The 13,429-nt window shown below is 65.3% G+C and carries 15 protein-coding genes; 6 read left to right on the plus strand and 9 right to left on the minus strand.

Features of this window, described 5'->3' with window-relative positions; translation table 11 throughout:
• Window positions 1–100: 100 nt before the first annotated feature.
• Together ACPXYO_RS04800 and ACPXYO_RS04805 are read right to left on the minus strand one after the other, a co-directional pair.
• On the minus strand, window positions 101–487 hold the full coding sequence (locus ACPXYO_RS04800) for a hypothetical protein (protein WP_423917088.1): 387 nt from the start codon (window positions 485–487) through the stop codon (window positions 101–103).
• A gap of 15 nt (window positions 488–502) precedes the next feature.
• Complete coding sequence (locus ACPXYO_RS04805) at window positions 503–1,216, minus strand: alkylhydroperoxidase-related (seleno)protein (RefSeq protein ID WP_423917090.1); 714 nt, start codon at window positions 1,214–1,216, stop codon at window positions 503–505.
• 215 nt (window positions 1,217–1,431) lie between these two features.
• Here ACPXYO_RS04805 and ACPXYO_RS04810 point away from each other — a divergent pair, with 215 nt between their 5' ends.
• Window positions 1,432–2,361 (plus strand): Dyp-type peroxidase, encoded by a 930-nt coding sequence (locus ACPXYO_RS04810; protein ID WP_423917092.1) that lies wholly within the window; start codon window positions 1,432–1,434, stop codon window positions 2,359–2,361.
• An 80-nt stretch (window positions 2,362–2,441) separates the two neighbouring features.
• On the opposite strand, the gene ACPXYO_RS04815 is transcribed toward ACPXYO_RS04810, so the two are convergent.
• The 3 genes from ACPXYO_RS04815 to ACPXYO_RS04825 are packed head-to-tail and all read right to left on the minus strand — an operon-like array spanning window position 2,442 to window position 3,994.
• On the minus strand, window positions 2,442–3,230 hold the full coding sequence (locus ACPXYO_RS04815) for an enoyl-CoA hydratase/isomerase family protein (protein ID WP_423917094.1): 789 nt from the start codon (window positions 3,228–3,230) through the stop codon (window positions 2,442–2,444).
• Between the two features lie 36 nt (window positions 3,231–3,266).
• Window positions 3,267–3,680, minus strand: coding sequence for a PIN domain-containing protein (locus tag ACPXYO_RS04820; RefSeq protein WP_423917096.1), 414 nt, complete (start codon window positions 3,678–3,680; stop codon window positions 3,267–3,269).
• Entirely contained in the window at window positions 3,677–3,994 is a 318-nt protein-coding gene (locus ACPXYO_RS04825; RefSeq protein WP_423917098.1) for a hypothetical protein, read from the minus strand. Before ACPXYO_RS04825 ends, ACPXYO_RS04820 begins: the two co-directional genes overlap by 4 nt.
• A 170-nt stretch (window positions 3,995–4,164) precedes the next feature.
• Between ACPXYO_RS04825 and ACPXYO_RS04830 the strand changes: the two genes are divergently transcribed.
• Window positions 4,165–5,352: a phytanoyl-CoA dioxygenase family protein gene (locus tag ACPXYO_RS04830; RefSeq protein ID WP_423917100.1), complete on the plus strand. Its 1,188-nt coding sequence runs from the start codon at window positions 4,165–4,167 to the stop codon at window positions 5,350–5,352.
• Window positions 5,353–6,445: 1,093 nt separating this feature from the next.
• On the opposite strand, the gene ACPXYO_RS04835 is transcribed toward ACPXYO_RS04830, so the two are convergent.
• Window positions 6,446–7,288: an IS5 family transposase gene (locus ACPXYO_RS04835; RefSeq protein ID WP_423917101.1), complete on the minus strand. Its 843-nt coding sequence runs from the start codon at window positions 7,286–7,288 to the stop codon at window positions 6,446–6,448.
• 197 nt (window positions 7,289–7,485) lie between these two features.
• Between ACPXYO_RS04835 and ACPXYO_RS04840 the strand changes: the two genes are divergently transcribed.
• Window positions 7,486–7,722 carry a hypothetical protein gene (locus ACPXYO_RS04840; RefSeq protein WP_423917104.1) on the plus strand — a complete coding sequence of 79 codons (237 nt, stop codon included), beginning with the start codon at window positions 7,486–7,488 and terminating at the stop codon, window positions 7,720–7,722.
• A gap of 44 nt (window positions 7,723–7,766) precedes the next feature.
• On the opposite strand, the gene ACPXYO_RS04845 is transcribed toward ACPXYO_RS04840, so the two are convergent.
• On the minus strand, window positions 7,767–7,946 hold the full coding sequence (locus tag ACPXYO_RS04845) for a hypothetical protein (RefSeq protein WP_423917107.1): 180 nt from the start codon (window positions 7,944–7,946) through the stop codon (window positions 7,767–7,769).
• A 4-nt stretch (window positions 7,947–7,950) separates the two neighbouring features.
• A complete protein-coding gene (locus ACPXYO_RS04850) occupies window positions 7,951–8,616 on the minus strand; it encodes a DUF6338 family protein (RefSeq protein ID WP_423917109.1) in 666 nt (221 codons plus the stop codon).
• Window positions 8,617–8,903: 287 nt separating this feature from the next.
• Here ACPXYO_RS04850 and ACPXYO_RS04855 point away from each other — a divergent pair, with 287 nt between their 5' ends.
• Window positions 8,904–9,188 carry a ribbon-helix-helix protein, CopG family gene (locus tag ACPXYO_RS04855; protein ID WP_423917112.1) on the plus strand — a complete coding sequence of 95 codons (285 nt, stop codon included), beginning with the start codon at window positions 8,904–8,906 and terminating at the stop codon, window positions 9,186–9,188.
• Between the two features lie 913 nt (window positions 9,189–10,101).
• On the plus strand, window positions 10,102–11,049 hold the full coding sequence (locus tag ACPXYO_RS04860) for a DUF222 domain-containing protein (RefSeq protein ID WP_423918692.1): 948 nt from the start codon (window positions 10,102–10,104) through the stop codon (window positions 11,047–11,049).
• A 65-nt stretch (window positions 11,050–11,114) separates the two neighbouring features.
• On the opposite strand, the gene ACPXYO_RS04865 is transcribed toward ACPXYO_RS04860, so the two are convergent.
• Window positions 11,115–12,011, minus strand: coding sequence for a LysR family transcriptional regulator (locus tag ACPXYO_RS04865; protein ID WP_423917115.1), 897 nt, complete (start codon window positions 12,009–12,011; stop codon window positions 11,115–11,117).
• A 94-nt stretch (window positions 12,012–12,105) separates the two neighbouring features.
• On the opposite strand from ACPXYO_RS04865, the gene ACPXYO_RS04870 reads away from it, so the two are divergent.
• A complete protein-coding gene (locus tag ACPXYO_RS04870) occupies window positions 12,106–13,416 on the plus strand; it encodes an FAD-dependent oxidoreductase (RefSeq protein WP_423917118.1) in 1,311 nt (436 codons plus the stop codon).
• Window positions 13,417–13,429 lie beyond the last annotated feature (13 nt).

Here is a 13,429-nt window from a genome sequence, read left to right on the forward strand (position 1 = left end):
TCGCGACGGTACAGCGCTCGTCGTTCAGTTCGAAGTTGCGACTACCGAACACCCCCGATGCGACGAGCGGGTGCCCTTCCGAGACACTTCGCCTGCTGTGTCAGTTCGAGGAACCGCTGGCGCCTTGGCGCTCGCCTTGAGGATCGCGGCGCGTCACGAAGTCGTTGAGGCCGCAGGCCTCGCGCACGGACCTGGTCATGTCGTAGGTGCCTGGATCCAGCGGGGTGCCGGTGCCGTCGGCGACGCGGGTCATCATGTGGAAGTTGGCACTGACGGCCACAGCATCGACCATGACGTCGGCTCCTGCGGCATCGATCACAGCGGCACGCGCAGCAGCCGTGGCTTCGCTGTCGCCTTCCCACATCGCCTCCGCGAGGCGGGCCAGCAGGGCGCCGTGCTGCACTCCGCCATCGCCCCCGTCAGAGCCGTTGACGGCGCCGTAGCCGACTTCCATGTCCTTTTGTTGGCCGCTCAGACCGAGCAGCATCGCGTGGGCGGATGTTCAGTAGAAGCACTCGTTGAGCTTCGATGTTCTCGCCGCGAGCAGCTCGATCTGCGGACGGTTCAGCGAGTTCTGGTCATTGATCAGCTCGCCACGCACACGCTCCATCGGCACGTACTGAGCGTCGGAGAGGATGAAGAGCGACTCGTTTTCCGCTGGTACGGCGCTCAGGGCCTTGATGACGTTGGGCATCTTGATGTCGGCAGTGGGAACCCAGTGGTACTTCACCGCCGCGGGCGCGCCTTCTCTCGTCGGTGGGCCATCGGCGGGCTCGTCCAGATCGATCCGCGGCAGCTCCAAAGCGTCTGCGAACCGATCGACGCAGTTGGCCTGCGCGACTACGCCAACCAGTTCCACGTACGCCAGGGGATCGACGCCGCGGTCGATGATCGACTGGTACCAGTCCTCGGTCAGCGTTCCTGGATGGTTGGTAGTGCGCCAGATCGCGTCGACGGCGGCGGTGGGCAGGGGGCCGTCGGCATCGACCAGACCGTCGATGCTGCTGGGCTGGACCCACGGAGGCAGCACGTCGCCGTTGTCGGTGCGATGGTCGCGCGCTGCCCTCACTTGCCGCACGATCTCCGCACGCTGGGCTGCTGCCCACCAGGTTCCCGGCCGGGCCCAGCGTGCCGCGATCTCTCCGTGAGCGGCTGCGAGATCGTCCCGGATGGGCAGCTCAGTGTCGTAGGTGCGCTGTGGTGCTGCGATGCTCATGAGCGCTACTCCGCCGGTCGGGGGCAGTGACAATCATCACATGCTGGCATACGTCGAGCAGTTAGGCAGCAGCTGCGTCAAGCAGTGGGGAGCGGGGGTGCGCGCGCCGCAGCGATTGGCCTACGATCAGCCCCGCAATCTCGCTGCAGCGCCGCCGCAAGCGTCGCCCGGCGGGGTCGCTTTCGCTTGCACCACCGACCCCTCAAGGAGCACAGATGCCAACGCCGCAGAAGGCCATCTTCAACGAGATGGGCGCCAACCAGTGGTACGTCCACCTGAGCCGCGTCGAGGGTGCCGACCTCGGCGCAATTAGGTCCGTGCTCGCCGACCTGCGCGCTGCTTGTGACGCAGAGGGCATCAACCTGACGCTCGGCTTTGGCTCCAGCCTGCTGCCGGAGCTCACCGACGACGTGCCGGACGACTTCCAGGCCTACGTCACGGTGCAGTCCGAAGACGGTTCGGGACGCGAGGCCAAGGGCACGCAGGAAGAACTGCTGCTGTGGCTGAACCACGGCGCCAAGGACAAGGTGTGGAAGGCGCAGTACGACGCCCGCACCGCGCTGGCCGGCCACATGGCCGTTGCCCGCGAGACGCCGACGTTCATCTACGGTGACTCGCTGGACATGACCGGCTTCAAGGACGGCACTGGCAACCCCGCCGATGAGGACCAGCCGGCAGCGGCGATCGTGCCCGATGGCGACGCCGGCGCTGGCGGCGCCCACATCATCGCCCAACGCTGGGTGCACGACCTCGACGGCTGGAACGCCCTGTCCGACGCGCAGCAGGAGAAGAACTTCGGTCGCCAGAAGTACCCGGAGATCGAAAAGACCGACACCCAGGAGCCGTACAGCCACCTCAGCCACGTCGAGCTGCGCGCGGATGGCAACCACGGCAACGAGGGCAGCGACAAGATCAACGAGATCGCTCGCCGCTCCACGCCGTACGCGTTCCACGACGGCACCGTCGGGCTGTACTTCATGGCGTTCTGCAAGGATCAGGCACCGCTGCGTCGGCGTCTGCGCCGGATGTACGGCCTCGATGACGCCAACGGCGTCCGCGATGCCATCACAAGCTTCTCGAACCCCGCGTCAGGCTCGTTCTACTTCGCGCCCAGCGAGGAAACCCTCGACGCCATCACTGGCTGATCGCCGCCGCTTCGGGCGGCTGCACAAGCGCTACAGGCCCGGGCTTCGGCCCGGGCCGTTGGCATTCTGGGAGCGGGTGCTCAGCTCTGGGCGCTGTCTTGGTCGCGGAACCACTCGCGGGCGGACATCGCTGCGATCGCCTCGAGCGCCAGACCGGTGTGCAGGTCGTCGGCCATGGCCCGCCTCAAGGGGCGCACCAGTGCGTGACGGGTGTTGCGCAGCAGTACCGGGTTGAGCTCGGCCAGTTCCGATGCGATCTCCAGCGCCCGGTCCATCAGCCCCTCGGCTGGCAGGACCTCGCCCACGATGCCGAGGTCGTGGGCTTCGGCGGCACCGATCTGCTGGCCGGTCAGCAGGAAATACCGCCCCCGGTTCGGACCGAGCAGCAGCGGCCACACGATCTGCATGCTGTCGCCGGGCACCAGCCCGCCTGGAAAGTGCGGCGCATCCTGGAAGTAGGTGTCGGGTGTGGCGAGCACGATGTCGCACAGCACGGCCAGCTCGGAATGCACGGTCACCGGACCGTTCACCGCAGCGATCATCGGCACCTCGATGTCGAGCAACTGGTCGACGAGACGGTTGCCCTCCCAGATGATGCGGTCCCAGACGGTGGCGTTGGCACGTCCCTCGGCGAGCGCGTTGACCTCCTCGGGCAGCTCGATGAACGACTCCCCGGTGCCGGTGAGGATCACCACCTTGATGTCACGGTCTGAAGCCAGCGCCATGAACAGCTCGGGCAGTTCACGGTGAGGACGGCCGCCCCACTGCAACGGCCCGCCGCGGGTATGCATGCGGACGGTCACGACTCCGGCGTCGTCCCGGGTCACATCGGCGGTGCGGTAACGATCTGCGTACTCGTGGAACTCCATCCGCTCATGCTCGCAGAACCCCTGCCGGTGCGCTTGCTACTCCCAGGGATTGACCACCCTGAGGTCGAGACCGGTGAGGTCGCTCGTATCGCGCGTCGCCAGTGTGAGGTGGTTCACCGACGCCGTTGCAGCGATCAGTGAATCACTAATGGTCAGCGTGCGACCAGACCGGCGGACGAAGACCCGGAATTCGGCCGCGCGCACGGATTCAGGCACGCCAACCGGCAAGACCTGATCACCGGCCTCTGCGACGAATGACCGGATCGTTGCGGCGAGATGATCACGCCGGCGTCCACTGGGCATCTGCCCAATGCCGTACTCAAGTTCGTGAACCACGATTGCAGACAGCCAGAAGGACTGTGAAGCCGCCAAAAAAGCCAGCACGTTCTGATCGGGTGTGGGCCTGGTTGCTTCGGAGATGACGTTGGTGTCGAGCAGGATGCCGCTCACTCCTCGATTCCCTCGGCAACGAGCAATGGGTTGGGCCGATCCGAGGAGCGATCGGGGAGTTCGAGGTCGTAGCCGCGCGGCATGTTCTCTATGAGCCACCGTCCCAAGTGCACCTCGGGTTCAGTGTGTTCCTCCCACAGATGTTCAGGAACGACGACGAATGTCTTGCGAGTTCCGATGCGCTGGGGACCCTGTTCCTCTGCGCAACGCAAGATGTGCGACAGACGCGCCTTGGCTTCGGCAATGGTCCACACACGGGAACCAGTCGTCGAACGTTCGGCAAGGTTGGCGACCATGGGCTCGCTCTCTTCCACGGTAAGTAGTCTATATTGGACTTGTTTCCTGGATCGCCGTTCATATGCGGAAGGGCGTCGGGACCGGCCGAGCCTGCCACGGCTACCATTCGTCGAATGATCGATTTCCGGCGCCGACGGCTCATGTGTGCCGGAGATCGCTCCACGGGGACCACGGCAGGGGGCGTGCGATGACCGATGTTGCGGATCCGGTGCAGGCGGCCGATGCGCCGTCAAGGGAGCAGCACTTGGCGCAGATGGCCGACTACCTCGCTGGCGGCGAGCGACGCGCTCACGAGACCGGCAACCGGGGGCCGGTTCGGTATGGCCCCGACGGCAAGCTGCATCCCGACATCCTGGACGTCTACTGGAAGCAGGGCTTCTACGTCTTCACCGGAGTCGTGGATGCCGCCGAGATTGCCGAGTTGCGAGCCGACGTCGCCGAAGTCATCGATCGTGCGCCGGTGCGCACGGGCGCTGAGGTCGACAAACACGGCCGGCCGGCGCTCGGGCGCGATTTGGCCGTGGAGCCTTACGTCCTCATCCCGCCGCTGTCAGACCCCTACGGCGGCACCAACGCCTTGGCGGGCCGTCATCAGGTGCAGATGGAACAGCCCGCGCCTGATGCCGACGCCCCACCCCATGTCGTCTACCTGATCTTCAGCATGTGCCAGACGATGCCCGCGGCACTGCGGCTGTACGGGCATCCCGACCTGATGTCGATCGCCGAGAGCATCAACGGCCCCGACTTCGTGCCCTACAACGACGCCATCTTCGTCAAGGAGTCCGGTCTTGGCGGCTCGGTGGCGTGGCACCAGGACGGCGTCACCCACTGGGACAGCCCCGACTGGGACATGGGCATCCACGGCTTCAACTTCCAGGTCCAGCTGTACGAGACAACCGCGGCAAATGCGCTGTGGGTGGTGCCTGGCACGCACACCGAAGGCCGCATCGACTTGAAACAGAAGGTGGCTTCGAACGGCGGCAGCGTGATGCTTCCCGACGCGATCCCGCTGCTGTGCCAGCCGGGCGATGCGACGGTGGTGAACCGGCACATGGTCCACGGCTCGTATGCCAACACCTCGCCCGACCCGCGCATTTCGGTCACGTTCGGCTTTCACCGACGGTCGTCGGTGATCGGCGTGGCCGGTCAGCTGAGGGTGCACGCACGAGATTCGGTGGTCGTCTACGACGAAGAGCGGGTGTTCAAGCGCTCGTCGGTGATAGCGGTGGCCATCGACGCCCGGGCCCAGCACCGCCCGAACGAGCGGCGCTACACCTACGCCCCCTTCGTCGGCCTCGAGGACGACTTCCGCTTCAGCGACGAGACGTTCGAACGGGTTATCCGCGACTACAACCTCAACGACCTCGCCATCTAAGCCAACCGCCACTCTCGGCTGGCCCTCTACATGCTGGTCACTCCCAAGGGTTGATCAGGCGGACGTCGCGACGCTCGAAGTTTGCAATATTGCGGGCAGCCAGCGAAAGCCGTCGAATGACGGCCACGGCCGCAGTGAGTGCATCGCCCAATTTGCGGGTGCGACTTGCGCGCCGGGTGTCGGCTCGTAATTCTGCGGCGTGGAGGACTCCTTGCGTCGAGCACTTCCTGAACTTGCTGGCGGCGTGTCCGGACAGTCGGCAATTCAGAACATGGGCAACAGACAATTCTTCGTGTCCTAAGTTGCAAGTGTGGTGAAGTGCACCTACCCCAGCTGCCCGCAGGGCACGTGGTGGCGGGTCGCCGGCAGTAGGACCACGTCGTCTATGCGCGACCGGAGCAATCGGTTCTCCTGTCGCCTCGGTGACGAACTGTGTGGTCTGCACGTGCAGTTGGTGCAGGACCGCTTCGATGTGGAGCAGAAGCAGCCGTGCGCGTCGGTCAAGTTCGACGCGGGCCCGAATGTGCCGGGACTCATTCTCGGGCGGGGCGGTAGTCAAATGCAGCCCTGGCTCCGCTCGTAGGGAGCCGCCATGCGTGCATTTGTCTGCATCGCCCTGCTCGTGGCGGCCTTGGTCGCCTGCTCGAACAGCTCCCAAGAGACCGCCACCTCGGTCATCGAGCCCGTGCTCGCTGAGCATTAACAGCTCGTAACTTCATCGACGGTGGCGGCCCCACTCACCGGGAATGCCCGGGTCAGCGTGACTTCGGCTGCGCGCCCTACTGGCACCGCAACCCCAACTTCTTCGTGGCCGACTGCGTCAACCCCAGATCAACAGCACGGCGAGCTTCGCCGCTGTTTCAATCTCGCGGTCTCTTACGCGGAAAAGGCAGGTGCCGTGACCGGAGTCAGAGAATTGATGCTTGACGGTCAGCGGCGCGGGGTGACGAATGGTCACGGACCACGCTTGTGGAAGACGCTCAATCAGGCTGTCTTCGACATGCGTGAGAGCTATCGAGATCTGAGTCAACACTGCTCAGAATTGCGGGATTTGTTGCTGATCGAACACTTAGAGGATGAGCGGATAGGTGGGTCAGTGGGGTTGCCAGCGGTCGTGGTGGTCGATGAGTTTGAGGGTGATGATCAAGGTGACGGCGAGGGCGAGCTGGGCTTGGCGGTGCTCGGGTCGGCGGTCGGTGTTGCGTCTGAGCTGCCCGTAGCCGGCGAGCCATGAGTTGGCGCGCTCGACATGCCAGCGCAGCCCCAGCGGGGCGGTGGCCGGCTCGGCAGGGCCGGCGCTGGGTTTGCGTTTGGGCGGCCGCGCCAAGTCGCAGATCCCGGCCGCGTCCGCGGCGGCGTCGACGCGGGCGCCCCAGTAGCCGCGGTCGAGGTGGATGGTGTCGATGTCGTGATGCAGTCCTTGTCGTTCGAGCTCGGCCATGGTGGGCTCGAACAGCATGATGTCGTTGCGGTTCGCGCCGTCCGCGCACCACGCGACCGGCACGCCTTCGGCGTCGACCGCGAGGGACCACTTCCAGCCCGATTTGCGTCTGTCGACAGGGCTTTTGCCGGTCCCGGGGCCGCCGCAGGGCGCCTTGTGGACGGACCCGTCGATGCACACATCACCGAGTCGCAGGCCCATGATGCGGTCCCATGCGGCGATCGCCTCGGCTGCGATCTGGTCGAAAACGCCCGCAGCGACCCACTCGTCGCGGCGTGACCGCAGCGTCGTGTCGGACACCGCGTTGTCCAACAGGATCTCCACGGACCGCCATGAGCAGCCCAATACCAGCCGCCAGATGATCCCCCGCAAACACAATCGGTCGCACACGCGGGGCCGGTGACAGCCCAACGGGTGACGATCCGGCGAGCGGGGCAAAAGCGGCTCGACTGCCGCCCAGATGACATCCACCACTGCCTTTGTCAGAGCGCGCATGATGAGCAGGCACCTCCACCATGTCGTCGGTTGGAACAGCAGCCCGCATCACAGCGGGCCCAACCCGACGACTGGTGGATGGTCGCCTATTCGCGCGGCCTCTTAGTGGAGCTCCAAGAGCAGCGTGTGGCGAACTATCGGGTTGAGTGCCTGCGGGTCAATAGCCAGACCCCACGAGAGTGCTGGGACAAGGGCGAGTGACAGCAACTGAGAATGAGCTCCGAGGGAGGCTGCTGGCGACTCGGTCGGTCTTGGCAGCCGTCATTGGCCTTCTGGACGCAAACCAGGAGGCCTCAGTCTTGAGAGTCCTCCATTCGCTGCCGCGCGAGCCTCGCTTCGAAGGCCTCGGCGAGGCGGCTCTAAACGAGTTCGTCAATATCCAAAGGTGGATCATCGAGGGGTCTGTCCCCCGAGAGATCACCGGGCTCGAATGAACCCTTGGCCCATCCCTTCCGGACCAAGACGGACCTGTGCGTTGCTACTTGTCTCCCGAACCGCTGCCGGAGGATCCGGAAGCGCTGGGCGGCGGCTCGTATGCGCCTTTGGGGACGTCCTTCGGCTCGATCGATGCAGTGGGCGTGTAGCCGTCGTGCACGCTTCGACGGATCTCACGGGGCTCTGATCTCTCGATCCGGTCGCTCGGCTTGTCTCGGCTCATCGGATCAACCTCCGTCGGCCGGATCGGGTATCACTATGAATTCTAACGACTCGATTTCCTGGGACTCCAGCAGCAGCCCGGACCCCGTCAGCCACAGTTCGCCCTCGTCGTCGCGCGCTGGCACACCGATTTCGTCAAAGAACACGGCTTGTGCGATGTAGACGTCCCATCGCTCATTGCCGGTTGCGGCGTGCGAGGGGATCGGCTCGGCGTTCCCGTACAGCCCCCCAACCCAGCGACCAGAACGAAGCCTGCAGCGGATGAAACCGGCTTCGCGGCTCCCGAAGAGCTGGTCCCATGCCGTCGGGGCACGATTCACCCCTAGCAACCTTCGCATTCGGCGCGGATGCTTCGCCGTGAGCCATCCCAACCCCCAGCCGACGAGGTATGGGACGACAACGAATCCGAGGGGTACGAGGTACACCCACCACGAGACTGGTCTTCGAGTCACTAGATCGTCCCAGTAGCGCAGCGCCAATGAGTGCCAGACCCAGAATCCCGCAGCTAGCCACACTCCCGAGAACAGCAGCAGTCGCAGCCCCCAGTCGCGCCCCCGGCGGCCATAGCGCACTGAGTGCCACTCAAATCCTGCGGCGGCAGCTGCTCCAGGAATAAGCAGAACGAACGCCACCGCAGCCGTGCGAGCGATCGTCTCGAACTCGGGCAACATCACGACTCCACCGGCGGCCAAGGGTCCAGAAGCGCTTCGCAGTCTCGCGCCTCTCGAAGTCGCCCAGACAGTCAATTTCCCAGCGATCACGTTGCAGGCGACGGCACGCCGAACTTGCCCAAACGTCGTTGGTTGCGCAGGAAGTCCACGGAGGGAGGGCTCTGATAGCGCGGCAGGTGCGACGCAGCGTTTGAAAGAGTCATACGCGACTACAACCCGAACGACCTCGCCATCAGCGATTGCGGCGCAGTGCTCCCAGCAGCATCACGGAAGGCACAATGTCAGACATGGCCAAGGCGAAGATCTCTGTCGCGTTGGAAGAGGACGTGCTGGCACGGATCCGTTCAGCGGTTGAAGCCGGACGCGATCAGAGCGTGTCGGCCTTCGTCGAACGCGCCGCCCGCGAGCAGCTCGCTGCCGAAGACGGCTTCGATGCGGTGCTCACCGAGATGCTTGCCGAGACCGGCCGCACGCTGACTCCAGAGGATCAGGCGGCGGCCCCAGGCACGCTCTCGAGGGGCTGGACCCGTGATGAGCTGTACAAGCGTGGCCAACGCGTCTTTGAGGGATAACACAGTTCCCGATTGGCCGGCGAACGCATTCGCGCGTGCCTCGAGCTCCTCCATGGCATCCATGCAGCCCATGGCTGTCTGGACAGAAAGCACGATGACTTCCGCTCGGGAGAATCGTCATGTGCCTACTGATCTGCCTTGCTCTTCTCGCCACATCGCTGATCGCTTGCAGTAACAGCGATGAACAAGAGGTCGCCGCCCAGTCACACCACATGGACGGCATACGACGCGTCGAAGGAGTCACGAAGAAAGAGGACTACCAAGTGCTGTGAACTGAAGCAGCCGCATTCATCACTGCCGAGGAAGAGCTCGTCCGGGTTGACAAGCTGAGAGGCTGGGCGAGGGTCCGGCGGAAGCGACTCCACGCAGCGCCTCGGCCGGAATCCAGTTGGACATGTGTAACACTGAGTTATATCGAAAATATATGTAATATAACTGCAATGAACTGATTGGGTCGAAAACGCTTGTTTGTGACAGCCGCACGCTAGAGTGAACACATGTTCTCCCACGTGGAGCAGGCGCTCGAACACCTCAACACCGCGCTCGACGAGGTCGAGGTTGCGCCCAGCGAGCTGCTGCGCCGCACCCTGGGCCTGTCCAAGCAGCTGCGCAGCCGCGTCGAACTGCTCGAGACCAAGGCCGCTGCGCTCGTTGCGCAGCGCGAACGCCACGGCGACGGCGGCGCCGGGCTGCTGCACCAGCACAGCGGCCTGTCCCGCTCCGACGCCGCTCGCAACGTGCGCACAGACACAGAGCTGGCCTCGCTACCCGATGCGCACGCCGCAGTGTCCGAAGGGCACATCAGCTTGGCGAATGCCGCCAAGCTCGCGCAGGCCGCCCGCAAAACCAGCCCCGACGCGGTGCAAGGCGATCCCGAGCTGGTCGGGCTCGCCAAGACCGAACTCGGCTCAGCCTGCCCGCTGACGAATTCGCCCAAGCCGCCCAGCGCTGGACGGCCCGCCACCAAGACGCTGCTGATCTGGCTGCGCAGCATCGCCGCAACCGGCGCAACCGCCATGTGCGTTTTTGGAACGGCGACGACGGCTCGGTGCAGATGCGCGGTTCATTCGACGCCGAGACTGGCGCCCGCGTTCAAGACCGGTTGCGTCGCCAAGCAGAGCAGCTCCGTCAAGCAGATCGTCGTCGACAAGCCCAGCCTCAACCCCAACGTGAACCCGGTGGCGACAACGACAACGGCGATGATGCTGCCGCGCGCACCCACGACCAGCGCATGGCAGACGCGCTCGACACGCTCCTCGCCGCCGCTGCCCGGGCCGGCGCCGACGCCTCGAAGGCACGGCCGCCGGCCCAAAGCGAGCGTAAAGGCGCCGCTGCAGAGATCATCGTGCGCGCAGATCTGGCGGCCTTGACGGGTCAGTCCGGCGGTGTCGCCGAGATCGCCGGCATCGGTCCGATCCCACCCAGCACGCTGGAACGGCTCGCGTGCAACTCCGACGCGTGGCTCGAGATCTTCGCCGACAAGCTCACCCCGTTGTACGAGACCGTCGCGCGCCGGGCGCCCACCGCAGCACAACGCCGCGCCTTAGTCGCACGCGACGGAGCATGCATCGCCTGTGGGGCGCCGCCGGGCGACTGCGAAGCGCACCATGTCATTCCGTGGAAATGCGGAGGCAAGACCCGTGTCGACAACCTCGTGCTGGTTTGCTGGTCCTGCCACGACCGCATCCACGATCACAACTGGCAGGTCATCGTCCGCGACGACCTCTTCCGTCTCAGCCCCCCAAATCCAGCACGCCCCTCGAACCCGGCCCCCTCGCGCAAACCCAAGCACCGCTCGCCAGAACATTCGCCACCCGCGGCGATTCACCCCGGGACCCTCAGCCCCTGTGAGACCTGGTGAGGTCCAGGCGTACTTGGACCCTCAGCCCCTGTGAGACCTGGTGAGGTCCAGGCGTACTCGGACTCTCAGGCTGCAGTCGGCGGATCGTAGAGCTCGGCAACGACCTCCAAGGCGTGCGACACCAAGGGGAGCGGCTCACCGGCGCCCCTGAGCAGCAGCAAGGGCACCGAGGCGCTTGCATCGGTCAGCGGCATGTAGTGCAGACCAGGCGGCCGGAACGTCTGGACGCCTGCGGGCACGATGGCCACGCCCTCGCCGGCAGCGACAAATCCCAAGATCGTCGTGTACTCGGTCGCTTCGATCATCGGGTCATACGCGACGCCCTGAGCGCTGAGCATCCCTGCGAGCACAGCGTGCAAGCTGGGTGACACGTTGCGGTCGAATCCGATCATCGGCTCGCCGTCAAGGTCGCCCAGACTTGCCGAACTCGATGCGGCGAGTCGGTGGGACGCGCCGGCGGCCAACAGCAATCGCTCGTGCATCACCAGTGTCGCCTCTACCCCGCCGGCATCGGCAGCGGCCCGACCGATGCCCAGGTCGATACGACCGGCTCGCAAGGCCTTCACCTGCTCGTCGGAGCTCAATGTGTGCAGCTCGAAGTCGACCTGGGGTCGGCGGCGCCGGTACTCGCCCAGCACACGCGGCATCACCTCATAGGCAGCCGAGTCGACGAAGCCCACCCGCAGCGTGCCCGTCTGGCCATGCCTGCGCTGTTCCATGAGTCTGTCGACGCCGTCGGCTGCCGCCAGGAGACGGACGGCCTCCGGGTACAGGTATCTCCCGGCGTCGGTGAGGGTCACACGCCGGGTGCTGCGATCGAACAGTGCCGTGTCGAGCTCCCGTTCGAGCAAGCGGATCTGCTGGCTGAGCGGCGGCTGGGACATGTGGAGCCGCTGGGCCGCCCGGCCGAAGTGCAGCTCCTCGGCTACTGCCGCGAAGTAGCGCAATCGCTGCAGGTTCATCGAGCAACACTACCCCTATTCATATTCAATCAGTCTGAATTCATCGTAATTTGATACTTTGACTCACCTAGAGCGATGCTTAGCCTGCATGGTGATGACGGGACCCATGCGCCGGCTCCGGCGGCGCCCGCCGAAGTACTCGGCGGCGGCGCTGGCTTGGAAGGGTCTGCGGGGCACGAGCTGGCCGCGGGTGTGGCGTGATTGCGACCTGAAGCGCTCCTACGACGCGGTGATCATCGGCGGCGGAGTGCACGGCTTGGCCACCGCCTACTACCTGGCCCGCAATCACGGCATTACCGACGTCGCCGTGCTCGACAAGGCCTACCTCGGCAGCGGCGCCTCGGGCCGCAACACCGCCATCGTGCGCTCCAACTACCTCACCCCGGCTGGCGTGGCGTTCTACGACCGTTCCGTGCAGCTCTACCGCACAATGGCTGTCGACCTGAACATCAATGTGATGTTCAGCCAGCGGGGCCACCTGACCCTGGCCCACTCCGACAGCTCTCTGCGCACCATGCACTGGCGAGCCGAGGTCAACAAGCTGCAGGGCGTCAACTCCAGCGTCATCGGCCCCGACGAGATCAAGAAAGAGGCTCCGAGCCTGGACACGTCCGATCATCCTCGCTACCCGATCCTCGGGGCGCTCTACCACCCGCCCGGCGGCGTGGTGCGCCACGATGCGGTGGTGTGGGGCTACGCCCGGGCCGCCGACCACCTGGGCGTCGAGATGCACCAGAAAACCGAGGTCACCGACATCATCTGCACTGGCGGTGAAGGTCCCGACGGCAAGGGCGCCGGAGGCCGCGTGACTGGCGTCCGCACCAACCGAGGCGACATCTCAACCCCGGTCGTGGTCAACTGCACCGCTGGCTGGGCATCACTCATCTCCGCCATGGCCGGCATTCGGCTGCCCATCACCACCCATCCCCTGCAGGCCGCTGTCACCGAGCCGGTGAAGATGTTCCTGCCCACGGTGGTGGTGTCGGGGTCGCTGCATGTGTATGTGAGCCAGACCGACCGGGGCGAGCTTGTATTCGGTGCTGCGGTTGACCCGATCGCCAACTACTCGGTGCGCGGCTCGCTCGAGTTCACCGAGGAACTGGCAGGCCATGTGCTCGAGCTCATGCCCGGCATCTCGCGCATGCGCGTGCTGCGCCAGTGGTCGGGGCTGTGCGACATGACGCCCGACTACTCGCCGGTGATGGGCTTCACGCCCGTGGACGGCTTCCTGGTGGATGTCGGCTGGGGCACCTACGGATTCAAGGCGGCCCCGGTGTCGGGTGAGCAGATGGCCGAGGCGGTGGCCACCGGCAAGACGCCCAAACTGATCGAGGCCTTCGCCCTCAGCCGCTTCGAGAGCGGCGAGCTGGTGGGCGAAAAGGGCGCAGCGGCGGTGGGTCACTGATGGTGCTCGTACC

This window comes from Candidatus Poriferisodalis sp., assembly GCF_965237655.1.
In the GTDB taxonomy this organism is placed as follows: Bacteria; Actinomycetota; Acidimicrobiia; order Acidimicrobiales; family Poriferisodalaceae; genus Poriferisodalis.

Coding starts and splice junctions, on each gene's coding strand:
- ACPXYO_RS04805 (WP_423917090.1), bottom strand. CDS start 1,216: ATGAGCATCGCAGCACCACAGCGCACCTACGACACTGAGCTGCCCATC.
- ACPXYO_RS04845 (WP_423917107.1), bottom strand. CDS start 7,946: ATGAGCCGAGACAAGCCGAGCGACCGGATCGAGAGATCAGAGCCCCGT.
- ACPXYO_RS04835 (WP_423917101.1), bottom strand. CDS start 7,288: ATGCGCGCTCTGACAAAGGCAGTGGTGGATGTCATCTGGGCGGCAGTC.
- ACPXYO_RS04865 (WP_423917115.1), bottom strand. CDS start 12,011: ATGAACCTGCAGCGATTGCGCTACTTCGCGGCAGTAGCCGAGGAGCTG.
- ACPXYO_RS04800 (WP_423917088.1), bottom strand. CDS start 487: ATGCTGCTCGGTCTGAGCGGCCAACAAAAGGACATGGAAGTCGGCTAC.
- ACPXYO_RS04815 (WP_423917094.1), bottom strand. CDS start 3,230: ATGGAGTTCCACGAGTACGCAGATCGTTACCGCACCGCCGATGTGACC.
- ACPXYO_RS04850 (WP_423917109.1), bottom strand. CDS start 8,616: ATGTTGCCCGAGTTCGAGACGATCGCTCGCACGGCTGCGGTGGCGTTC.
- ACPXYO_RS04810 (WP_423917092.1), top strand. CDS start 1,432: ATGCCAACGCCGCAGAAGGCCATCTTCAACGAGATGGGCGCCAACCAG.
- ACPXYO_RS04855 (WP_423917112.1), top strand. CDS start 8,904: ATGGCCAAGGCGAAGATCTCTGTCGCGTTGGAAGAGGACGTGCTGGCA.
- ACPXYO_RS04830 (WP_423917100.1), top strand. CDS start 4,165: ATGACCGATGTTGCGGATCCGGTGCAGGCGGCCGATGCGCCGTCAAGG.
- ACPXYO_RS04870 (WP_423917118.1), top strand. CDS start 12,106: ATGACGGGACCCATGCGCCGGCTCCGGCGGCGCCCGCCGAAGTACTCG.